At 67.2% G+C, this 22,227-nt stretch carries 20 protein-coding genes; 12 read left to right on the top strand and 8 right to left on the bottom strand.

Annotated elements, in window-relative coordinates; translation table 11 throughout:
- Nucleotides 1-677: 677 nt before the first annotated feature.
- Nucleotides 678-944, bottom strand: a complete 267-nt coding sequence (gene rpsT / locus RPB_RS23710) for a 30S ribosomal protein S20 (protein WP_011443577.1) — start codon at nucleotides 942-944, stop codon at nucleotides 678-680.
- Between the two features lie 479 nt (nucleotides 945-1,423).
- Between rpsT and RPB_RS23705 the strand changes: the two genes are divergently transcribed.
- The 3 genes from RPB_RS23705 to RPB_RS23695 all read left to right on the top strand — a co-directional run bounded on the left by RPB_RS23705 (nucleotide 1,424) and on the right by RPB_RS23695 (nucleotide 3,481).
- Nucleotides 1,424-1,738 (top strand): hypothetical protein, encoded by a 315-nt coding sequence (locus tag RPB_RS23705; protein ID WP_011443575.1) that lies wholly within the window; start codon nucleotides 1,424-1,426, stop codon nucleotides 1,736-1,738.
- A gap of 169 nt (nucleotides 1,739-1,907) precedes the next feature.
- Entirely contained in the window at nucleotides 1,908-2,564 is a 657-nt protein-coding gene (msrA, locus tag RPB_RS23700; protein ID WP_011443574.1) for a peptide-methionine (S)-S-oxide reductase MsrA, read from the top strand.
- Nucleotides 2,565-2,821: 257 nt separating this feature from the next.
- A complete protein-coding gene (locus tag RPB_RS23695; protein ID WP_011443573.1) occupies nucleotides 2,822-3,481 on the top strand; it encodes a polysaccharide biosynthesis/export family protein in 660 nt (219 codons plus the stop codon).
- Nucleotides 3,482-3,514: 33 nt separating this feature from the next.
- Here RPB_RS23695 and RPB_RS23690 read toward each other — a convergent pair whose 3' ends face one another.
- Nucleotides 3,515-3,931 carry a hypothetical protein gene (locus RPB_RS23690; RefSeq protein WP_011443572.1) on the bottom strand — a complete coding sequence of 139 codons (417 nt, stop codon included), beginning with the start codon at nucleotides 3,929-3,931 and terminating at the stop codon, nucleotides 3,515-3,517.
- A gap of 193 nt (nucleotides 3,932-4,124) precedes the next feature.
- Between RPB_RS23690 and RPB_RS23685 the strand changes: the two genes are divergently transcribed.
- A complete protein-coding gene (locus RPB_RS23685) occupies nucleotides 4,125-5,231 on the top strand; it encodes an HD-GYP domain-containing protein (protein WP_011443571.1) in 1,107 nt (368 codons plus the stop codon).
- A 63-nt stretch (nucleotides 5,232-5,294) separates the two neighbouring features.
- Here the strand turns inward: RPB_RS23685 and RPB_RS23680 are convergent, their stop codons facing one another.
- On the bottom strand, nucleotides 5,295-6,881 hold the full coding sequence (locus tag RPB_RS23680) for an AMP-binding protein (RefSeq protein WP_011443570.1): 1,587 nt from the start codon (nucleotides 6,879-6,881) through the stop codon (nucleotides 5,295-5,297).
- Between the two features lie 272 nt (nucleotides 6,882-7,153).
- Between RPB_RS23680 and RPB_RS23675 the strand changes: the two genes are divergently transcribed.
- Nucleotides 7,154-7,435 carry a DUF3551 domain-containing protein gene (locus RPB_RS23675; protein ID WP_011443569.1) on the top strand — a complete coding sequence of 94 codons (282 nt, stop codon included), beginning with the start codon at nucleotides 7,154-7,156 and terminating at the stop codon, nucleotides 7,433-7,435.
- 7 nt (nucleotides 7,436-7,442) lie between these two features.
- On the opposite strand, the gene RPB_RS23670 is transcribed toward RPB_RS23675, so the two are convergent.
- The 5 genes from RPB_RS23670 to RPB_RS23650 form a co-directional block, all read right to left on the bottom strand.
- Nucleotides 7,443-7,670, bottom strand: coding sequence for an FmdB family zinc ribbon protein (locus RPB_RS23670; RefSeq protein ID WP_011443568.1), 228 nt, complete (start codon nucleotides 7,668-7,670; stop codon nucleotides 7,443-7,445).
- 279 nt (nucleotides 7,671-7,949) lie between these two features.
- On the bottom strand, nucleotides 7,950-8,687 hold the full coding sequence (locus RPB_RS23665; RefSeq protein WP_011443567.1) for a DUF7168 domain-containing protein: 738 nt from the start codon (nucleotides 8,685-8,687) through the stop codon (nucleotides 7,950-7,952).
- Between the two features lie 56 nt (nucleotides 8,688-8,743).
- The gene (gene recQ / locus RPB_RS23660; RefSeq protein WP_011443566.1) at nucleotides 8,744-10,600 is read right to left on the bottom strand and encodes a DNA helicase RecQ; all 1,857 of its coding nucleotides are present in this window, start codon (nucleotides 10,598-10,600) and stop codon (nucleotides 8,744-8,746) included.
- Between the two features lie 281 nt (nucleotides 10,601-10,881).
- Nucleotides 10,882-12,432 carry an AMP-binding protein gene (locus RPB_RS23655; protein ID WP_011443565.1) on the bottom strand — a complete coding sequence of 517 codons (1,551 nt, stop codon included), beginning with the start codon at nucleotides 12,430-12,432 and terminating at the stop codon, nucleotides 10,882-10,884.
- Nucleotides 12,433-12,617: 185 nt separating this feature from the next.
- Nucleotides 12,618-13,730: an iron-containing alcohol dehydrogenase gene (locus RPB_RS23650; protein WP_041799030.1), complete on the bottom strand. Its 1,113-nt coding sequence runs from the start codon at nucleotides 13,728-13,730 to the stop codon at nucleotides 12,618-12,620.
- Between the two features lie 243 nt (nucleotides 13,731-13,973).
- Between RPB_RS23650 and RPB_RS23645 the strand changes: the two genes are divergently transcribed.
- The 7 genes from RPB_RS23645 to htpG all read left to right on the top strand — a co-directional run bounded on the left by RPB_RS23645 (nucleotide 13,974) and on the right by htpG (nucleotide 22,215).
- Nucleotides 13,974-14,849 (top strand): S-methyl-5'-thioadenosine phosphorylase, encoded by an 876-nt coding sequence (locus RPB_RS23645; RefSeq protein ID WP_041798457.1) that lies wholly within the window; start codon nucleotides 13,974-13,976, stop codon nucleotides 14,847-14,849.
- Between the two features lie 134 nt (nucleotides 14,850-14,983).
- Nucleotides 14,984-16,108, top strand: coding sequence for an S-methyl-5-thioribose-1-phosphate isomerase (gene mtnA / locus RPB_RS23640; RefSeq protein ID WP_011443562.1), 1,125 nt, complete (start codon nucleotides 14,984-14,986; stop codon nucleotides 16,106-16,108).
- A 174-nt stretch (nucleotides 16,109-16,282) separates the two neighbouring features.
- Nucleotides 16,283-16,591, top strand: a complete 309-nt coding sequence (locus tag RPB_RS23635) for a hypothetical protein (RefSeq protein ID WP_011443561.1) — start codon at nucleotides 16,283-16,285, stop codon at nucleotides 16,589-16,591.
- 96 nt (nucleotides 16,592-16,687) lie between these two features.
- Nucleotides 16,688-17,011 (top strand): PepSY domain-containing protein, encoded by a 324-nt coding sequence (locus tag RPB_RS23630; protein ID WP_011443560.1) that lies wholly within the window; start codon nucleotides 16,688-16,690, stop codon nucleotides 17,009-17,011.
- 4 nt (nucleotides 17,012-17,015) lie between these two features.
- Nucleotides 17,016-17,681, top strand: a complete 666-nt coding sequence (locus RPB_RS23625; protein ID WP_011443559.1) for a response regulator transcription factor — start codon at nucleotides 17,016-17,018, stop codon at nucleotides 17,679-17,681.
- A complete protein-coding gene (locus tag RPB_RS23620) occupies nucleotides 17,678-19,036 on the top strand; it encodes a sensor histidine kinase (protein WP_011443558.1) in 1,359 nt (452 codons plus the stop codon). Before RPB_RS23625 ends, RPB_RS23620 begins: the two co-directional genes overlap by 4 nt.
- Before the next feature lie 1,292 nt (nucleotides 19,037-20,328).
- Nucleotides 20,329-22,215, top strand: a complete 1,887-nt coding sequence (gene htpG / locus RPB_RS23615; RefSeq protein ID WP_011443557.1) for a molecular chaperone HtpG — start codon at nucleotides 20,329-20,331, stop codon at nucleotides 22,213-22,215.
- Nucleotides 22,216-22,227 lie beyond the last annotated feature (12 nt).

The raw sequence follows: 22,227 nt of genomic DNA, 5'->3' as shown, positions 1-22,227 counted from the left end.
GCGCGATTAGGCAGAGGCTCATCGTGACAATGGCAAGATTTTGAATCTGTGCACAGATTCGACGAGTGAACCGTGCGTGACAAATCCATCGCACGCCTAAAAGTTTTTCATGAATCCTTTACCTTTGAGCGCTGCGCGACCGCCTTTTCCAAGTGCTCGCTGCCGCTTTGTCGATAAGTGTCTCGCTGGCCGGGTTTTTTTGTGAGCGTTCCGACAGGGTAGCCGACGCGAAGTTGGTACTGCGTAGACTCCCGAGGCGCGGTCGCGCGTGTCGGTGCGATCGTTGTCGGGCAACGAGTTCCGGTTGTGCCGCAGGGCTTTTCTAAAACACGTCCAGATCGCTTGACAATGCGCGCAATGCGTCTCGCGCGTACCGCATCGCGCGAGCTCGCGCTGTCGACGGCGAGCATCGGCAACGCGTGCGCTGCGTTGACCGTGCTGCACGACATGCGTGGTGATTGTTTCGCGTCGCGTCGCGTCGCCGAGCGAAGCAGGCGGCCGTGGCGTTCGGCCCGATGTCGTCGCATCGCGTCACGTGTCATCGCATGCTGCGCAACCGCGCCGGCAAAGGATGCGATGCGTGTGCAACCGGCCGTGCCGGGTAAAAACAAGCGGTCGTGCCGGCAAAAAAAATGCCCGGCTGAGCCGGGCATCTGATTCTGTTCTGAACTTGAGAATTACTTCCCGAGTTGCGCGATCCGATGCGCGAGGCGCGACACCTTCCGGCTCGCCGCGTTCTTGTGAACGATGTTGCGCTGGGCGGCGCGCATCAGCGCCGGCTCGGCATTCGCCATCGCCTTCAGCGCGGCCTCGCGGTCGCCGCTGGCGATCGCTTCTTCGACGGTCCGAACCGAACCGCGCATCTGGGTGCGGCGCGACTTGTTGACCGCGGTGCGCCGGGCAATCTTGCGAGTCGCTTTCTTCGCCGAAGACGTATTGGCCATGTTCTCTCAAATCCTGCGGCGGCCTCCGCTGCGGAGGGCCGGGCTGATGACGGAGCCACGAATGATCGGAGCCTCGCCGTGTGTTCCGGATGTTCTGAAGCTTGTTCCTGGAGCCGGCGGGCCGAATACGCGACGCCGCTTCAAAGAACAGCGGCGGCAGGGAGACCCCACCGCCAATGCCGGCCTTATAAAGCCACAGCTTTCCAGCGTCAACGGCCGTGGCGGCCCAATGTCGGTTCCGGCCGGCTCCCTGTCGGCGGGCGGATGCGGCGCGCTGCCGCCCGGCGGGCCGGGACAAGTCGCTGGCGAGGTTGTCTTTTGCCCGCCCGCCCGGTAGATGCGGCCCTGGAGCTTGTCCGGTTCTGATCGAATCAGAGCCGGAGCTCCTGATTGTCGATTTGACGCGTTTTCGTCACGCGAACCGGTCTCCACGTCGCTCGAAAACGCGATAGGGGCGGTCAATTCCATCGGGGTGGACGATGATCCGCGGGTTCTTTCGACTGATCGGCTTGCTGCTGCTGACCGGAGGATTCATCTTCCTGGTCTATGACGGCGCCCGCTCGGTCGCCGACAGCTCCTTGCAATGGACCCGGCTCGGGGAATTTTGGAACGACGTCCATCAGTCCAGCCAGCAGACCTTCCGGGTCTGGATCGAGCAGGCCGCGCCCTGGGTCTGGACCCATGTCGTCAAGCTGCTGCTGGCGCAGCCGACCTTCGCGGTGCTCGGCGTCGCCGGCCTGGTGTTGCTGCTGCTGTTCCGGCGGCGCAAACCGCTGATCGGCTACGCCCGCTGAGGGCCGCTGCGCCTGGTTCGGCGTAACAACCCTGTCGGTTGGCGCGTAGCATCCTATATCCAGATTTCAGTCGAGAGAAGGTGGCGGCAGCGTTCGGCTGCCCGCCAGCATCATCCAGCAAACGGGCGCCCGGGCGAGCTTGACCGCCGCGGCGCGCCGGGAGGTGTCTATGTTCTTCACGCGCAAATCCGCCGCGATGCCGAGCGCCAGCGAAGCGCTGCCGGGCCGCGCCACGCCGATCCCGACCGCGCGCAGCCATTTCGTCAACGGCGCTCGCATTCAGCCGCCTTATCCCGAGGGGCTGCAGCAGGCGGTGTTCGGTCTCGGCTGTTTCTGGGGCGCGGAGCGCAAGTTCTGGGAACTCGGCGACGGGGTCTACACCACCGCGGTCGGCTATGCCGGCGGCCACACGCCGAACCCGACCTATGAGGAAACCTGCTCCGGCCGCACCGGCCACACCGAGGCGGTACTGGTGGTGTTCGATCCGACGAAGATCTCCTACGAGGCGCTGCTGAAGACGTTCTGGGAAAGTCACGACCCGACCCAGGGCATGCGCCAGGGCAACGATGTCGGCTCGCAATATCGCTCGGCGATCTACACCTTCGGCGACGCGCAGGCACGCGCCGCCGAGGCGTCGCGCGAGGCCTATCAGCAGGCACTCGGCGCCAGGCGCTTCGGACCGATCACCACCGAGATCGCGCCGGCCGGCGCGTTCTATTTCGCCGAGGACTATCACCAGCAATATCTCGCCAAGAATCCCGGCGGCTATTGCGGGCTCGGCGGAACCGGGGTGTCGTGCCCGGTCGGTATCGGTGTCACGGCCTGATCCGCCTGCGATCCGGCACGGCGCAACCTCTCCCGCTTGCGGGGGAGGTCGGATCGCGTCAGCGATCCGGGTGGGGGAAGAGCTCTCCGCGATGAGCAGGCTCAGTGCCCGGCTCGCCCTCACCCCAGCCCTCTCCCGCAGGCGGGAGAGGGGGCGGGCTGCGCGAGGCCCTGCCGCTGCGCCCTCGCGGAACTACGCACCGCGAACAATTTGTTAACCCTAACAGGGCATAAACGGAGCCGTCTCGTGGAGAGGGAATGGCTCCAGTGCGTTTGGACCACGCGTTTCGATTGTCGATGATTGCCGTAACGGCAGCGCTCGCGCTCGGCGGCTGCATGCGGCGGTCGGGGCCGGTCGCGATCCAGCCGTCCAACACCCTCGACAGCATGGCCTATGGTGGCGGCCCTGCCGGACCGGGTCCGGCTGCCTATGCGTCCGCGCCGATGCCCGGCCCCCGAACGGAATATCGTCTCGATGCCGGCGACCGGCTGCGGATCGTGGTCTACGGCCAGGAAGGTCTCACCAACAGCTACGCGATCGATGCCTCCGGCGCGATCACCATGCCGCTGATCGGCAGCGTGCCGGCGCGCGGCCGCACGCCGGCCGAACTCGCCGCCGCGATCTCCGCGCGGCTGCGCAACGGCTTCATTCGTGAGCCGTCGGTGGCGGTCGAAGTCGAATCCTATCGGCCGTTCTATATTCTCGGCGAAGTGCTGGCGCCCGGCCAATATCCCTATGTGCCGAACATGACGGTCGAAAGCGCGATCGCGATCGCCGGCGGTTTCTCGCCGCGCGCCCGCCGCGACAGCGCGACGCTGACGCATCCCGAGGGCGGCGCGATGGTGCGTGCCGTCGTCCCGCTCGGCACGCCGCTCAGCCCCGGCGACACCGTGATGGTCAGCGAACGCTGGTTCTGAAACTCACCCCGGCCTCGACCGTGATCGTGCGGCCTACGGCCACATCCAGTTGCGGCCCCAGTCGCCCTTCCAGCCGGTCAGCCGGCCGCGGCGGAATTGCAGATACAGCCGGTCGCGGCGGTTGAAGAATCCGCTGCCGCCGTGGGTGCGGATCGCCAGGAAGATCTCGTCGCCGGGCCGGCCGCTGACGTAGTTCAGCGGCATGCCGAGTGCGCGTTCCGCTTGCAGCGCGTCCATTCCGAACGCCAGCGGTGTGGTGTTGGACAGCGTCGCGATGAACGGCGGCGCGACGATGACCGCCGCCGGTTGCTGCGCCGAGGCCGGCCGCGCCAATGACGAGGCCGCGATCAGCATGACCAGCACGGCCATCGCGCGCCGCGCGGTGCCGGAGCCGCACGGCGCCTGCGGCCTGCCGTTGCGCTTGATCTTGGTCAGCGAGGGCTGTGGCATCGTCGTCCTTTCGATCCTCGGCTCATCGACGCGGCGTGGTCCCGAGCCCGGCGCGCGGCCGCGCGCTTCTGTACAATATCAGTCAAATCGAGGCGGAAAAAACATCGATCGTTAAGAACGCCCATTAAGCAGTGGGAACCGATTTCTCGGTTACGGGTGGCGGAGGCGTATGTCATTTCCAATCCGGTGATCCATGAACTCATTAGCCCGACAATCGGCGCCCCAGACCGAACCGCGGCGACGGCTGATCCTGGCGTCCGACCGCCGCGATCAGAGCGCGGATCTCGCGCGCATCCTCGCCGGCGTCGCCGAGGTCCAGATCGTCTCGACCGCGGAATTGCCGGAAGCCCCGTCGCGTGACCTGTCCGGGATCGTCGTCGATATCAATTTGCGCTCCGCCGACAGCGTGCAGCGCGTCAAACAACGGTTGCTCGGCGGCGGTTACCAGCCCTTCCCCCGGCTGTTCGTGCTGGCCGACGAACTGCATCACGGCTCGATGCAGGCCTGGGCGCTCGGCGCCACCGACACCATCGCCCGCCCGTTCGATTCGCGTGATCTGCTGGCGCGCATCCGCGCCGCGTTTCCGGATGCGTCGGAGATCACCGCCGACGCCCGCGCCGAGGCGATGAGCCAGGGCATCGCGGCCGCGCACGGCGTGCTGGTCAAGATGTTCGATCGGCTGCCGGCCGGCAAGCCGCTGACCTATCAGGACGTGCTCCGGGCCGAAGGACCGATCCTCAAGGCGATCCGGCGCAGCTCGCTGCGCGAATGGCTCGCCGCGGTCGGCCGCCACCACAACGAGAGCTATCGGCTCGCGCTGTTCGCGACCGGCTATGCGGTCGCCTTCGCCCAGCATCTCGGGATGCGCGAGGAAGACCAGCGCCGCCTGACCCGCGCCGCGCTGCTGTTCGACGTCGGCAAGGCGTTCGTCGACGTCGCCCTGCTCGACAATGTCGACGCCCTGCAGGGCGAACGGCTGCGCAAATTCCGCGAGCATCCGCGGCTCGGCTACGATGCGCTGGCCTCCGAGGGCAGCTTCCCGCGCGAGACCCTCGACGTCGTGCTGCATCACCACGAACTGCTCGACGGCTCGGGCTATCCCGACGCGCTGCACGGCGACCAGATCAGCGACATCGTCCGCATCACCACCATCGTCGACATCTTCACGTCGCAGGTGGCGCAGCGCAAGAACCACATCCCGTTGATGCCGCTGCGGGCGTTCTGCCAGATGGAGGAGATGGGCGACAAGATCGACCAGCGCCTGCTGCAGGCGTTCCGCCCGGTGGCGATGGGCGGTTAGTTTCCCCGGTCATTCCGGGTTCACGCGCGTTGCGCGGGTCCCGGAATGACGAGAAGGCCGCGACTACTCCGCCAGCATCTTGCGCAATTCCGCCTTCGCCACCTTCTCCAGCGTCGAGCGCGGCATGTCGTCGACCAGGCGCACTTCGCGCGGGCGCTTGAAATCGGCGAGCGACCGGCTGCACGCCGCCAGGATCTGATCGGCGAGGTCGGGCGCCGCCTTGTCGACGCCGGCCGCCGGGATCACGAACACCACCGGCACCTCGTCGAGCATCGGGTGCTTCTTCGCCACCACCGCGGCCTCGCGCACGCCCGGCACGGTGATCACCACCTGCTCGATCTCGGACGCCGCTACGTTCTCGCCGCCGACCTTGAGCATGTCCTTGGCGCGGTCGCCGAACCGGATCGCGCCGTGCTCCAGCAGCGTGACGCGGTCGCCGGTGATGAAGTAGCCGTGCTCGTCGAAGCTGTCGCGGGTGGCCTGCTCGTTGTGCAGATACTCCGCGAACAGCGACAGGCCCGGCACGCCCTTGATCAGCAGATTGCCGGTGTCGCCGACGGCCGTCGGCGCGCCGTCCTCGCCGACGATGCGGATCGCATATTCGGGCGCGGCGCGGCCGATCGACATCGGCGTGTTGGGCTGGTCGGCCTCGGCGATGATGCCGTGGGTGATGGTCTCGGTCATGCCCCACCAGCCGATGATCTTGATGCCGAACCCGGCGAAGACCGGCGGTTCGGCGACCGCGGTGCCCCACAGACGGAACGAGTGATCCTTCGGCGTCTCCTGATCCATCAGCGCCTTCAGGCAGAACGCGATGTTGGAATTCCAGGTGCAGCGGTGCTCCAGCGCCACCTTCCAGAACCGGCTCGACGAGAACCGCGGCTGCACCACGCAGGTGCCGCCGACCCACAGGCTCGCCAGCATCGAATAGGCCAGCGCGTTGGTGTGGAACAGCGGCAGGTAAGCGAGGTGGACGTCGTCGGCGCGCAGCGTCTGGTGGGCGGCGTTGATCTTGGCGCCCCACAGCGCGTTGGCGTGGGTCCACAGCACCGCCTTCGGCCGCGACGTGGTGCCCGAAGTGTACTGCACGCTGCACGGCGCGAACGGGTCGGTCGGCCGCCGCGGCCGGTTGGCGCTGTCGCCGAACAGGCTGTCGAACGACTCCGCCTTCGCCACCGGCTGCGCCGGCAGCGGCGAGCCGGGATCGTGCGAGATCACCGCGATCCAGCGCAGCTTCTTGCAGTTCGCCGCGACCAGTTCGGCATAGGCCGGCTGGGTGATGGCGGCGACGGCGTTGCAGTGGTCGGCGAAGTAATCGATCTCGGCCGCCGCCGAGCGGGTGTTGGTGGTCACCGCGAGCGCGCCGAGCTCGACGCAGGCGAACCAGGCGAGCAGGAATTCGGCGCAATTGTCGAGATGGATCAGCACCGCGTCGCCGGGCCGGACGCCGCGCGCGACCAGGCCGGCGGCGAGCGCGCCGACGCGGTCGTGGAATTCGCCGTAGCGCCAGACCCGCGCCGGGGCGTCGAACGGCGCCCAGATCACGAAGGGATGTTCGGGCCGCGCCTGCGCGTGCAGCCGCAGCAGCCATGGCACGTCCATGCCGGCGAACGGACTGACAATCCCCGGCGCTTCTCTGGGTTGCGGCATGGTTTCTCCCCTTTGTGCTGCGCTTTCCGCGCGTTCGTGCGCTTTCCGTGCGACGGCAATTGCCGCTGCATGGCGCGCATCCCTTTTGTTTCCGTCCCGCGCTTGTGCCACCGCCCGCTTCATCGCGCAATTCGGGCGGCGAATGTCCGGCATGCGCACGACTGCGACAACGCTCTCGGCCCGGCCGTCGGAACGTTGCCGGGAGTGCATCGTTGGTTGGACATGACGGCACTGTGACGTGCCGATGTCGAACACCGAAGGGAGAACCCGCGATGAAGACTCTGGCTCTGGCCGCAATGGCGCTCGGCGCGCTCGGCGCGACTCAATTGATCACCGCGAAGCCCGCCGCGGCGCAGGTCGAATACCCCTACTGCAAGCAGGGTGCTCACCAGGGCTATCCCGGCAACTGCAATTTCGTCAGCTTCGAATCCTGCCGCTACTCGGCGCAGGGCACCGGCGGCAATTGCGTGGCGAACCCGCGCTACAGCGCCTCGGGTGGCGGTTACGGCAATGCCTACGGCTACGCGCCGGCCTACGGTCAGTCGGACTACTGACAGGCGATCAGAGGCCGCGCTCTTTGCGGCTGAAATTCGACAGATGGCCCTCGCGCGCGGCCCGCGCGCGGGCGGCCTTGACCACGCCCTTGCTGCGGCCGGGCGGAGCCGGGCGCGAGATCAGTCGCTCCATCTTGCGGCTGCCGCAGGACGGACAGCGCGGCTTGTCGGCAAACCCGACCAGTAGCTCGCTGTCCTTGTCGCAATCCGTACAATGAAATCCGTAGAGCGGCATTGACGCATCTCCTGATAGGCGATCTGGCCATAAACTAAGCGTTTCCGCCGCGTCGGCCGTTCGGCTGAACCGATTGTCGGCGGCGATGCAGGAATTGAACCAGTCGCCGAAATTCGGGTGCGGGTCGCAGCGTCATGACGCCGCCTGGCACCGTGATACTCCTTCGCGGCCAGAGCCGGGGCCCCGGTGATCGGCGCAAAGCGGGGGCAGGGTTTCTGCGGAGCAGCACTGCGTGCTGCGCCGCGCCCGGGACGCGGATGCTGAGTGGCCGATGGCCGGCTAGCGCTTCAGCGCGGCGGGCGGATCGGCGCCGATTTCGGGATTGATCGTGAGCTTCGCCCCGGCGCTGCCGCCGGCCTCATAGGCCGTCATCGACACCGTCCGGCCGGTGCCGCGCGACGCGCGGAGCTTGAGGTCGAGCTTGCAGAACTCCTCGTCGACCACCGCGGATTTCAGCACCACGAGGCCGCGGCCGGCGCCGTCATTGACCTTGTCGCGCGCGGCCTTCATCGCCATCAGCTTGTCGCCGATCGACACCACCATGCCGAAGCTGAAGGAGGCGTTGGCGAGATGACGGTCCTGGTGGCGGAACCGGCGATAATCCGCACTGGTCTTGTAGCGGCCGAGTTCGGCGCGCACCGCGGCGTCGATCAGCTCGGTCAGATAATGCGCGACCTCGATGTCGGAACGCAGCCCGAAATACACGTAGCGGTTCTCGCCGGTGGGATTCTTCTCGCGCCAGACCCGGCAATCGCAAAAATGCGCGATCGCGCCGACGCAATCGTCGAGCGGAATCCGCTTCTTGCGAAACGTCTCGAAGCTGATCTGCTCGCACGGGGTCTCGCGGATCTCGACGTCGCTCAGCGACAGATCGTGCCGATCGAGCAGCTCGGCGACCTTGGCGGCCGCCGACAGGGCCTCCTCCTCGGTACAGCCATTGGCGATGGTCTTGCCGCGCAACGCCTGGATCCGGGTCTTGAGCTTGTCGAGTGCGGCAAGATGGGATGGGCTGGACACCGATACCCTTTCTCTGACAATCCGTGATCGCGGCGAGCGTCCGCGCGGCAGCCGGTTCAGCTGCCTGAGGCATTTACCAGGGCCAGCAATTCCTGGCCATAATGCTCCAGCTTCTTGTCGCCGATCCCGGGAATGCCGCGCAGTTCGTCGAGCGAGCGTGGGCGCACTGCGGCGATACCGTCCATGGTGGCGTCGTGCAGCACCACATAGGCCGGCACGCCGCGGCTCTTCGCCACCTCGGAGCGCCACGCCTTCAGCGCCGCGAACAGATCCGGATCGCCGGTCGATTCGCGCGGCGCGCCGCCGACCAGATCGCCGCGGCGGGATTTCGCCCGCGGCGGCCGGCCGCCGGTCTGCTCGCGCAGCATCACCTGCGCGTCGCCCTTCAGCACCGCGCGCGAACTCTCGGTGAGTTTCAGCGCGCCGAACGCCTCGCTGTCCGGCGCGAGGTGCCCGAGCGACACCAATTGCCGGATCACCGCCCGCCATTGCTTCTCGTTGAATTCGCCGCCGATGCCGAACACCGAGAGCTTGTCGTGGCCGAACTGGCCGACGCGCTCGGTCAGGCGGCCGAGCAGCACGTCGATCAGATGCTGGGCGCCGAACCGCTGCCCGGTGCGATAGGCGCAGGACAGCAGCTTCTGCGCCGCCACGGTGCCGTCGATCACCTTGGGCGGCGACAGACAATTATCGCAATTGCCGCACTGCGGCTCGAGCGCCGTCTCGCCGAAATAGCCGAGCAGCCGGGTGCGGCGGCAGGCGGTGGATTCACACAGGCCGACCAGCGCATCGAGCTTGCCCATCGACACCCGCTTGAAGGCGTCGGAGCCGGAGGATTCGTCGATCATCCGCCGCTGCTGCACGATGTCGGAAAGGCCGTAGGCCATCCAGGCATCCGACGGCTTGCCGTCGCGGCCGGCGCGGCCGGTCTCCTGATAATAGGCCTCGATGCTCTTGGGCAGGTCGAGATGCGCGACGAAGCGCACGTCGGGCTTGTCGATGCCCATGCCGAACGCGATGGTGGCGACGATCACCACGCCGTCCTCGTTGATGAAGCGGTCCTGATTGCGCGCGCGGATCTCCGCCGGCAGACCGGCGTGATAGGGCAGCGCGTCGATGCCGGCCTTGCACAGCGTGTCGGCGATGTCCTCGACCTTGGCGCGCGACAGGCAATACACCACGCCGGAATGGCCCATATGCTTGTCGGCGATGAACGCCTTGAGCTGCGCCGGCGCATTCTGCTTGTCGACGATGGCGTAGCGGATGTTCGGCCGGTCGAAGCTCGACACGAAGCAGGGCGCGTCGGTGAGGCCGAGCCGCTCGCTGATCTCGCGCCGCGTCAGTGCGTCGGCGGTCGCGGTCAGGGCGATCCGCGGCACGTTGGGGAATTTCTCGGCGATGGCGGAGAGGCCGACATATTCCGGCCGGAAGTCGTGGCCCCATTGCGACACGCAATGCGCCTCGTCGATCGCGAACAGCGCGATTTTCGCCCGCGCCAGCATCGCCAGGCAACGCGGTGTCAGCAGGCGTTCGGGGGCGACGTATAAAAGGTCGAGTTCGCCGGCGAGCAGCTGCCGCTCGATCGCGTCGGCCTCGGCGTAGCTTAGGCTGGAATTCAGCGCCGCGGCGCGCACGCCGGCCTCCAGCAGCCCCGCCACCTGGTCGCGCATCAGCGCGATCAGCGGCGACACCACGATGCCGCAGCCGTCTCTCAACAGGGCGGGCAACTGGTAGCACAGCGACTTGCCGCCCCCGGTCGGCATCAGCACCAGACAATCGCCGCCATGCGCGACATGGCGGATGATCGCTTCCTGATGGCCGCGAAAGCCGGGCAGGCCGAACACGTGATTCAGCGTCGACAGCGCGCGGGCATCGAGGTCGTCGGAGGCGTGGCGCGAGGCGGAGAGGGTCATGCGGATCGGTGGGCGAAGAAGAGCATGCGTACGGACATGTGAAGCCTATAGCCCAACGCGGCCGATTCTTCTCGGTCTTGCATCAGAATGTTTGCCGCAGAGGTTCCGCGCCCTCTGGAGCCCCGCAGCGCGCTCCCTCTCCCGCTTGCGGGAGAGGGTTGGGGTGAGGGCGAGCCGAGCACTGACGATGCGTTCGCGGAGGGGAGTTCCCTCACCCGGATCGCTGCGCGATCCGACCTCTCCCGCAAGCGGGAGAGGTTGCGCAGTGCGCGTTGCGCCGCTCACACGATCCGCGTTTCCTTGTTGCCCCAATATTTGTCCCGCAGCAGCCGCTTGTAGAGTTTGCCGGTCGGCAGCCGCGGCAGTTCCTCGAGAAAGTCGATCGAGCGCGGCACCTTCTGGCGGGACAGCGACTGCCCGCAGAACGCGATCAGTTCCTGCGCCAGGTCGACGTCCGGGTCGACGCCGGGGATCGGCTGGATCACCGCCTTGACCTCTTCACCCAGATCCTCGTTCGGCACGCCGAACACCGCGGCGTCGGCGACCTTGGGGTGGGTGATCAGCAGATTCTCGCATTCCTGCGGATAGATGTTCACGCCGCCGGAGATGATCATGAAGGTGGCGCGGTCGGTGAGGTGCAGAAAACCGTCGTCGTCGACATAGCCGACGTCGCCGACCGTGCTCATGCTGCCGTCGGCCGAGCGCGCCTCATTGGTCTTGCCCGGATCGTTGAAATATTCGAACGGCGTCGCGGTCTTGAACCAGATCTGCCCCGGCGTGCCCTTGGGGCAGGGCTGCATCCGGTCGTCGAGAATGTGCAGGTCGCCGAACATCACCTTGCCGACGGTGCCGCGATGCGCCAGCCATTCCTCGCTGTTGCAGGCGGTGAAGCCGAGGCCTTCGGTGGCGCCGTAATATTCGTGGATGATCGGCCCCCACCAGGCGATCATCTGTTCCTTGACCTGCGGCGGGCAGGGCGCGGCGGCGTGGATCGCGACTTCCAGCGTCGAGAGGTCGTATTTGTTGCGCACCTCCTCGGGCAGCTTCAGCATCCGCGAGAACATCGTCGGCACCAGCTGGCTGTGCGTCACCTTGTACTTCTCGATCAGCGCCAGATAGTGCTCGGGATCGAAATGCTCCATGATGATCACGGTGCCGCCGTCGCGGATGGCGAGGCCGACCGCGGCCTGCGGCGCGGAGTGATACAGCGGCGCCGGCGACAGATAGATCATGTCGTTGCGATACTTCCACAGCATGTTGAGGAAGTGGAACAGCGGCAGCGGCTGCGACGGCGGCTGCTCCGGCAGCGGCCGCAGGATGCCTTTCGGTCGGCCGGTGGTGCCGGACGAATAGAGCATCGCGGTGCCGAGGCTCTCGTCGGCGACCGGCGTGTCGGGCAGGCCTTTGGTGGCCTCGGCGAGCCCGACGATGCGCTCGCTTTCGCCGTCGCCGTCGGCCACTACGCACAGCGTCACGTTGGGGCACTGTTTCAGCGCCTCGCGGGCGATGTCGAGCTTGGCGGTCGAGGTGATCAGCGCCTTGGAGTCGCTGTTGGTCAGGATGTAGACCAGCTCAGGCGCGGTAAGATACGAGTTGACGCATGTATAGTAGGAGCCGGTGCGCTCGCCGGCGCCGCAGGCTTCGAGGTAGCGGTCGTTGTTCTCCATGAAGATCGAGAAATGATCGAGCCGCTTCAGCCCGTGCCGGCGCAGCAGATGCGCGAGGCGGTTGCTGCGCGCCTCGAGCTCCGCATAGCTCACGGCGGCGCCGGTCGAGGCCATGATGAAAGCGGGGCGGTCGGGATGGGTGTTCGCGAACTGTCCGGTGTACATCGTGTCCCTCGTGCTGATGCGTGCCTGAGTTGCTGATTGTCGAAGTCGATCCGTCCTCCACCGTCATTGCGAGCCGAAGGCGAAGCAATCCAGAGGCGCGTTGCACTGAGCTTCTGGATTGCTTCGCTGCGCTCGCAATGACGGAGTCATCGTTGTTCGTCCCGAGGGGAGCATGCGCGCGTCGCTTACGCCGCCAGCTCCAGGATCTCGCGCACCTGCGCGGGACCGTCGATCTTGCGGGGGTTGCGCGGCACCCATGGCGTGCCCATCGCCTGATCGGCGATGCGCTCGAAATGTTCGGGGCCGACATTCACCTCGCGGAGGCTGCGCGGCATCCCGAGCACGCGGATCAGCGCGTCGAGCACGTCGCCAGCGTCCTTGCCGGGGTGGCCCATCGCGGCCGCGACCAGCGCCTGGCGCTCGCGGTTGACCGACTTGTTCCAGCGCATCACCGCCGGCAGCATCACGCAGGAGGTGTGGCCGTGCGGCACGTCGAACACCGCGCCGAGCACGTAGCCGATGCCGTGGCTGGCGCCCATCGGCACGCCGGACGACAGCGCGCCCATCGACAGCCAAGTGCCGATCTGGCAGTCGAGCCGGGCGTCGAGATCGGTCGCGTCGGCTTTCACCCGCGGTAGTGCGCTGGCCAGCATCGCCAGCCCATGCAGCGCCTGCGCATCGCCGTAAGGATGCGCCTCGCCCGAACAGATCGCCTCGACGCAGTGATCGACCGCACGGATTCCGGTCGACAGGAACAGCCATTCGGGCGTGTGCACGGTGATCGCCGGATCGAGGATCGCGGCGCGCGGCATCACCAGCGGATGCGCGAATTTCTCCTTGACCCGCGTCGCCTCGTTGGTGACTCCGGCCATCGCGCTGAACTCGCCGCCGGAGATCGTGGTCGGCACGCTGATCTGCCGCACGATGGGCGCCACCGGCGACGGCCGGTTGGCGACGCGGTCCATCTCCGCCACGGTGCCGATGTCGTTGGCGAGGCAGATCTGCACCGCCTTGGCGCCGTCGGTGATCGAGCCGCCGCCGACCGTGACGAGCAGGTCGGCGCCGACGGCGCGGGCCTGATTCGCCGCGGCGATCACCGCCGAGCGCGGCGAATGCGCCGGCATCGCGTCGAACACCCCGGCGCAGCGCGGTCCGATTGCGTCGCGGATCTTGGCGATCTCGTCGGTGGTGCGGTTGAGGGTGCCGGAGACCATCAGCAGCGCGCGCTGCGCGCCGATCCGGTCGATCTGGGCGGCGATCGCTGCCGCCGCCGGCTGCCCGTAAACGACTTCCTCCATGGCGCCGAACACGACGCGTCCCGTTTGCACGTTTCTTCACTCCCCTTGGCCGCTTTTGCGAGGCCTTGGCGATGATCCTAGCAGCCGCGCGGCGATCGGGAACAAGAAAAATCGTCGCGCGTCGGGCCGCGGCTGGCGCGCGCCGTCGGTAAAATGAGACGTTTGTCGGATACGCCTGATATGGGGGTTGTCGGGCCACCGCGCGCATGTTGAATGCGCTCGGAACGACGCGGGAGACAGGGCATGACCAGGGCGGTACTCGGCATCATCGGCGGATCCGGCATCTATGATTTGCCGGGGCTGGAGGACGTCCGCGAGGAGGCGATCGCGAGCCCGTGGGGCGAGCCGTCCTCGGCGGTGCGGCGCGGCAACATCGCCGGCCTGCCGATCGTGTTCCTGCCGCGCCACGACAAGGGCCACCGGCTGTCGCCCTCCGACATCAACTACCGCGCCAATATCGACGTGCTGAAACGCGCCGGTGTCACCGACCTGATCTCGCTGTCGGCCTGCGGCTCGTTCAAGGAAGAGCTGCCGCCCGGCACCTTCGTGCTGGTCGACCAGTTCGTCGATCGCACCTACAAGCGCGAGAGTTCGTTCTTCGGCCGTGGCTGCGTCGCCCACGTCTCGATGGCGCATCCGGTGAGCCCGCGGCTGCGCATCCATCTCGCCGCCGCCGCCGAGGCCGAAGGCATCGCGTTCGCGCGCGGCGGCACCTACCTCTGCATGGAAGGCCCGCAATTCTCCAGCTACGCCGAGAGCGTCACCTACAAGCAGCTCGGCTATTCGGTGATCGGCATGACCAACATGCCGGAGGCCAAGCTCGCCCGCGAGGCCGAGATCTGCTACGCCACCGTGGCGATGGTGACCGATTTCGACTGCTGGCACCCCGACCACGACGCCGTCACGGTGCAGGACATCATCCGGGTGCTGACCACCAATGCCGAAAAGGCCAAGAGCCTGGTGGCGCGGCTGGCGCAGGACTTCCCGCGCGAGCACGAAGACTGCCCGATCGGCTCCGACCGCGCGCTGGACACCGCTCTGATCACCCAGCCCGACGCGCGCGATCCGGAACTGCTGAAGAAGCTGGATGCGGTGGCGGGGCGGATTTTGAAGGGTTAGTCACCACCGCCGTCATTGCCGGGCTCGACCCGGCAATCCATCCTCTTCAATGATGGATGCCCGGGTCAAGCCCGGGCATGACGAGTTGAGAAGTTGCGGTCTCATTGTCAGGCTAGTTGTTCTGAGGTGGCAAGATGAAAGTCGACGGCATTCATACCCGCTCCATCTGGCTCGAGCCCGACGGCTGGACCGTCGCGGCGATCGATCAGCGCCGGCTGCCGCATGAATATGTCGTGGCGCGGCTGACCAATTGCGACCGCGCGGCGGACGCGATCCGCGCGATGCTGGTGCGCGGCGCGCCGCTGATCGGGGCGACGGCGGCCTACGGCGTGGCGCTGGCGATGCGCGAGGACGCCTCCGATGCGGCGCTGGCCATCGCCTACAATAAGCTGATCGCGACGCGGCCGACTGCGATCAATCTGAAATGGGCGCTCGACGAGATGCGCCGTGCGCTCGCCCCGGTGAAGCCGGCCGACCGCGTCGCCGCCGCTTATCAGCGCGCCGCCGAAATCGCCGACGAGGACGTCGCCATCAACCAGGCGATCGGCGCCCACGGGCTGAAGCTGATCGAAGCCATCGCGGCCAGGAAGAAGCCCGGCGAGCGCGTCAACGTGCTGACGCATTGCAATGCCGGCTGGCTCGCCACCGTCGACTGGGGCACCGCGACTGCGCCGATCTATCAGGCGTTCGACAAGGGCATTGCGATCCACGTCTATGCCGACGAGACCCGGCCGCGCAATCAGGGCGCCTCGCTCACCGCCTGGGAGCTCGGCCATCACGGCGTCGATCATACGGTCATCCCGGACAACACCGGCGGCCATCTGATGCAGCACGGCATGGTCGACCTCTGCATCGTCGGCACCGACCGCGTCACCGCCGACGGCGACGTCTGCAACAAGATCGGCACCTACCTCAAGGCGCTCGCCGCGCGCGACAACAACGTGCCCTTCTACGTGGCATTGCCGTCGCCGACCATCGACTTCACCATCCACGACGGCGTGAAGGAGATCCCGATCGAGCAGCGCGACGCCGCCGAGGTCACCGACATGACCGGCCGCACCCATGACGGCCGGATCGAGACCGTACGGATCGTGCCGCAGGGTTCGAAGGTCGCCAATTACGGCTTCGACGTCACGCCCTCGCGCCTCGTCACCGGCCTGATCACCGAGCGCGGCGTGCTGAAACCCGACCGGGCGTCGCTGGCGGCGGCGTTCCCGGAGCGGGTGGCGCGCGAGCAGGAACCGTTGCCGGCGTCGTGAGTTCATCTCACGAACCCAGAAGAACCGCAGCCCGATACCTGTTGTGACGCCCGTCGCCCTCGCGCGGCCGAAGGTCACGCGCGGTTCTGACGAAACCACTCGCTCCCGTCGCCCAAGCGGCTATTCTCGGCGCTCGTGCCAGGGCAGCGACCCCGGCGCGCAAGGACGTTGCCCATGACCGACCAACCCAAACAGCCGGAGCAGCCGCGCTTCGAGCCCGAGATCATTCCGCCCGGCGAGTCGCACGACCCGCGCGGCACCCGGGTGTTCATCGACCAGACCACCACCGAGCAGATCTATGTCGGCAAGATCGGCCCGTTCGGCCTGTTCATGCTGGCGCTCGGGATCGGCGCGGTGATCGCCGTGGTGCTGGTGCTGTTGCTCGGCGCCTTCCTGCTGTGGATCCCGATCGTCGGCCTGTTGATCGCCGCCGGCCTGGTCGCCGGCGTGTTGCGGCCGCTGTTCGCGGGCAAGGGCCGCTGACGGCCGGACCCCGGCTTGAGCGATGTCAGCGAGCCGTCAGCCGCCCGGGCCGATGCTGCGCGATCGAACCTGTCTTTCAAACCCCTCGGAGTGGCGATGGTGCGGTTTCGTCCGCTGGTGGCCGGGCTGATGCTGGCGGCGATGGCCGGCGGCGCGCTGGCGCACGACCACGGCCACGATCACGGCCGCCACGATCACGACGAGGCGCGGCTCGCGGTGCAGCGCGGCGAGATTCGCCCGCTCGCCGAATTGTTGACCATGGTGCGTGACAAGCTCCCCGGCGAAATCACCGGCGTCGAAATCGAACGCCGGCACGGCCTATGGCTGTACGAATTCATCGTGGTCGACAAGAATGGGCGGCTGTTCGAGGTCTATGTCGATCCGCAGAGCGGCGAGATCCGGAAGACCAGGGAAAAATAGACCGATGCGGGTGCTGGTGGCCGAGGACGACAGCCGGATCGCGGCGGATCTCGCGCGCGGGCTCACCGAAGCCGGCTACATCGCCGAATGCGTCGCCGACGGCGAGGAGGCTTGGTTTCGCGGCGATACCGAGGACTACGCCGCGATCATTCTCGATCTCGGCCTGCCGCGGCTCGACGGGCTGACCATCCTCAAGCGCTGGCGCGAAGCCGGCCGCCGCACGCCGGTGCTGATCCTGACCGCGCGCGGCAGCTGGGCCGAGCGGGTCGACGGCATCGACGCCGGCGCCGACGATTATCTGCCGAAGCCGTTCCAGATGGAGGAGCTGCTGGCGCGGCTGCGCTCGATCGTGCGCCGCTCCGCCGGCCACGCGTCTTCGGTGGTCTGCATCGGTGACCTCACCCTCGACGAGCGCCAGATGCAGGTCAGCCTGCGCGGCCAGAAGGTGGCGCTGTCGCCGCTGGAATATCGGCTGGCGTCGTATCTGGTGCTGCATCGCGGCCGGGTGGTGTCGCAGTTCGAGCTCAACGAGAACATCTACGGCCAGGACGACGCGCATGATTCCAACGCCATCGAGGTGCTGGTCGGCCGTGTCCGCAAGAAGCTCGGCCCCGAGCTGATCGAGACCAGGCGCGGCTTCGGCTACATCGTGCCCGGGGACGGCACGTGACGCGACATTCGCTGCGGCTGCGGCTGATCGCCGGCGGCGCCGCGGCGATCCTGGTCGCGCTCAGCATCGCCGGCATCGCGCTCATCATCCTGTTCGAGCGTCACGTCACCCGCACCATCGCCGACGACCTCGACGTCTCGCTGAAGCAGTTGATCGCCGGCGTCGAGGCCGGGCCGGACGGCCGCCTGGTGCTGGCGCGGTCGCCGACCGATCCGCGCTTCTCCGAGCCGCTGTCCGGTCTGTACTGGCAGGTCGGCGACGACCACGACCGGCTGCTGCGGTCGCGCTCGCTGTGGGACGACCGGCTGAGCGTGCCGATCGACCAGCCCGGCCCGGGCGAGATGCATCATCACGACATCGCCGGCCCCGCCGGCGCGCGGCTGTCGATCGTCGAGCGCCAGGTGCTTCTCACCATCGCCGGCAAGCCGGTGCCGATCCGCGCCGCGGTCGCGGTCGATCTGGCCCGGGTCAGCGCCGCCGGCCGGGCCTTCGCGCGCGATCTGATGATCGCGCTCGGTCTTCTCGGCGCGGTGCTGGCGCTCGCCACGTCGGTGCAGGTGATGCTCGGGCTGCGACCGCTCGGTGCGTTGCGCGACGGCGTCGCCGAGATCCGCTCCGGCCGGCGGCATCGCCTGCCCGACGCGGTGCCGGACGAGGTGCAGCCGCTGGTCGAGGAGGTCAACGCGCTGCTCGACGCCCAGGCGCGCGAGATCGCCCGCTCGCGCGACCGCGCCGCCGATCTTGCCCATGGCCTGAAGACGCCACTCGCAGCTTTGGCCGCCGACGCCGCGCGGCTGCGCGAGCGCGGCGAGGACAAGCTCGCCCGCGACATCGAGGCGGTCGGCAGCGCGATGAGCCGCCATGTCGATCGCGAGCTGGCGCGCGCCCGGCTGCGCGGCGACGCCCGCCGCGGCGAAAGCGTCACCGTCGATCTGGCGCCGCTGGTGCGCTCGCTGGTGACGATCCAGTCGCGCACCCCGGCCGGCCGGCGCATCGCGTTCGACGCGCAGATCGCCGACTACGTCTCGGTGCCGCTCGACCGCGCCGATCTGGCCGAGGTGCTCGGCAATCTGCTCGACAACGCGGTGCGCCACGCCCGCAGTCGCGTCCGCATCGGCACCGCCTGCGATTCGGACGGCTTCCGCATCGCGATCGAGGACGACGGCGACGGCCTCGACGAGGCCGCTTGCGCCACGGTGCTCGGACGCGGCATCCGCCTCGACCAGCGCGGCGAAGGCGCCGGCCTCGGCCTCGCCATCGTGCAGGACGTGCTCGAGGCCTATGGCTGGACGCTGCATCTGTCCCGCTCCGACCTCGGCGGCCTGAAAGCGAGCTGCTGCACGGCGGTGGCGTAGTTGGTCGGACGTCTCGACGCTGCGCAGCGATGCGTCTCTCGTTCGTCATGCGCGGGCTTGACCCGCGCATCCATCGCGCGCAAAGCGCGCCGAATAAAGCGGTGTCGCGAAGAAGATGGATTGCCGGGTCAAGCCCGGCAATGACGGTGAGACAGGATCGCCGGATGCAGCGGCATCGACGCGAGAGGCAAATCACTCTTGACAATAATCCTAATATGATTATAGTCCGCGTCGTCCTGTCCGTGAGGGGCGCTTCGCGAGGCGTCGTACAAGCGGGACAGATCGACGGGTTGGGTAACCAGCCCGGAACGATGGTTCGATGAAGCCGGCGCTGTGCCGGTGGAATCGGATGGACGCGGCGTCCTGCGCGCTGTGCCTCGCAAGCACGCGTCCGGGAGGCTTCGGGGACCCGTCCGGGCCTACTACGAGGCTCCGCGACTTGTTAGTTCGCTGCACGGGGGCAGGTGAAGGCGGCGTAATCCGCCGGACCGTGGGGTTTCATTACCCTTGCCTGTCAACGGAAGCACGGGCCCGAAGACAAAAAAGCGCCGCGGTGGGCGCGCCGGAAGGCGATGCGCGATGGTTCGCAAAGCCATCGCGAGAACCACCACCAACCCGCGCCGACCGGCGCGCCCCCACCCCTCGCTGTGAAGCGACGGGTGCACAACTCGGACGCTTCGGCGCCGCGAGAGCAATTCGCCGTGGCTGTTCCGCAGGGCTGTTTGAAATTCGAATCTGTCGCGGCGTCCAGGTTCTCGACTTGCACTCCGTCATCCTGAGGTGCGAGCGCAGCGAGCCTCGAAGGATGGGCCGCACGCACGGTCCACGTATCCGCATCCTTCGAGGCTCGCCCTGCGGGCGAGCACCTCAGGATGACGGCACCGGGATGGTCGCAGCGCTCGTCTCATTGTCAGCCGTCATCGCCCGGCTCGACCGGGCGACCCAGTATTGCAGAGCGCTGGTTCGTTCGCTGGGCGTCGCCACAAGCACTCTGCAATACTGGATCCGCCGCTTTCGCGGGGGATGACAGCTACTAATGCTGCACCACGCATCCTCATAAACAGGCGTCATGCGCGGGCTTGACCCGCGCATCCATCGCGCGCGTAGCGCGCTGGTCCAAGTGCTTCTCGACGAAGAGGATGGATTGCCGGGTCGAGCCGGCAATGACGGTTCGGGTCGGCCGCGCCGTCCTGGCGCGCTGATTTGGAGGCAATCACCGTCTTGCCATCGTGCGCCCGCGCGCTATATCCGAGCTTTCCCCCTTCACCCTTGTTCAGGATCGAGCGTTCCTCATGACCACGATTGATACCGCCAGCGAGACGAAGCCGTTCCAGGCCGAAGTGGCCGAGCTTTTGAACCTGATGGTGCACTCGGTCTATTCCGAGACCGACATCTTCCTGCGCGAGCTGATCTCCAACGCCTCCGACGCGCTCGACAAGCTGCGCTACGAATCGATCGCCAATCCGGCGCTGATGGCGGACGGCGGCGAGCCGAAGATCCGGATCGTGCCGAAGAAAGCCCCGGATACGCTGACCGTGATCGACAACGGCATCGGCATGGACCGCCAGGAGCTGATCGACAATCTCGGCACCATTGCCAAATCCGGCACCAAATCGTTTCTGACCAAATTGACCGAGGCCAAGGACGGTGCCGGCCTGATCGGCCAGTTCGGCGTCGGCTTCTACGCCGCCTTCATGGTCGCCGACAGCATCACCGTCACCAGCCGCCGCGCCGGCTCGGCCGAGGCCTGGACCTGGTCGTCGTCGGGCGGCGCCGGCTTCGAGATCGCGCCGGCCTCCGAAGAGGCCGCGGCCCGTATCGAGCGCGGCACCGAGATCGTGCTGCATCTGAAGCCGGATGCGGCGAAATATCTCGAGGCCTATCAGATCGAGCGGATCGTCAGCGAGTACTCCGACAACATCCAGTTCCCGATCGAGCTGGTGCCCGAAGACGGCGAGCCGCGCCAGATCAATTCGGCCAGCGCGTTGTGGCAGCGCTCGAAGTCCGAACTGACCGAAGAGGACTACAAGCAGGCCTACAAGCAGGTCGCCGGCGCCTTCGACGAGCCGGCGATGACGCTGCATTATCGCGCCGAAGGCCGGCAGTCCTATGCGGTGCTGCTGTTCGCACCCTCGACGAAGCCGTTCGATCTGTTCGAGCCGGAGCGCAAGGGCCGCGTCAAGCTGTATGTCCGCCGCGTCTTCATCACCGCGGATGCCGATCTGTTGCCGCCTTATCTGCGCTTCCTGCGCGGCGTGATCGATTCGGAGGACCTGCCGCTGAATCTGTCGCGCGAGATGCTGCAGAACAATCCGCAGCTGGCGCAGATCCGCAAGGCGGTCACCGGCAAGGTGATCGGCGAACTCGACAGCCTCGCCGACAAGCAGCCCGAGCAATTCGCCAAGATCTGGGACGCGTTCGGCCCGGTGATCAAGGAAGGTCTCTACGAGGATTACGAGCGCCGCGAGAAGCTGCTGTCGCTGGCGCGCTTCACCACCACCGCCGGCGAGAAGCGCTCGCTCGCGCAATATGTCGAGGCGATGAAGGAGAACCAGACCGAGATCTACTATCTGGTCGGCGATTCGCTGGACCGCCTGAAGGCGAACCCGAAGCTCGAATCGGCCGCCGCGCGCGGCATCGAGGTGCTGCTGCTGACCGACGCGGTCGATGCGTTCTGGACTTCGGGCGGGCTCGATTTCGGCGGCAAGCCACTGAAGTCGCTGAGCCAGGGCGAGGTGAATTTCGACCTGATCCCGAAGCTCGACGCCGACAAGGCCGAGGACAAGCCGGACGAGGCCAAGGCCGACGAAGCCACCGTGATCGCCGTGATCAAGGATGCGCTCGGCGATCGCGTCAGCGACGTGAAGGCGTCGCAGCGGCTGACCGCGAGCGCGTCCTGCCTGGTCGCCGGCGGCTTCGGGCCCGATCGCGAGCTGGAGAAGATGCTGGCGCGCGCCAACAAGGGCGCCGCCACCAAGCCGGTGCTCGAGATCAATCTCGGCCACCCGCTGGTCGCAGCGTTGGCGGATACCAAAGCCGACAAGGCCGACGCCACCGACCTGTCGTTCCTGCTGCTGGAACAGGCGCAGATCCTCGACGGCGAATTGCCCGAAGACCCCGCCGCCTTCGCCGGCCGCCTCAACCGGCTGGTGCTGCGCGGCGTTGTTGCGCATGGTTAGCGCCTGACTAAC

The sequence above is a fragment of the Rhodopseudomonas palustris HaA2 genome, from assembly GCF_000013365.1.
In the GTDB taxonomy this organism is placed as follows: domain Bacteria; phylum Pseudomonadota; class Alphaproteobacteria; order Rhizobiales; family Xanthobacteraceae; genus Rhodopseudomonas; species Rhodopseudomonas palustris_J.
This window is presented reverse-complemented; position numbering and strand designations above follow the sequence as displayed.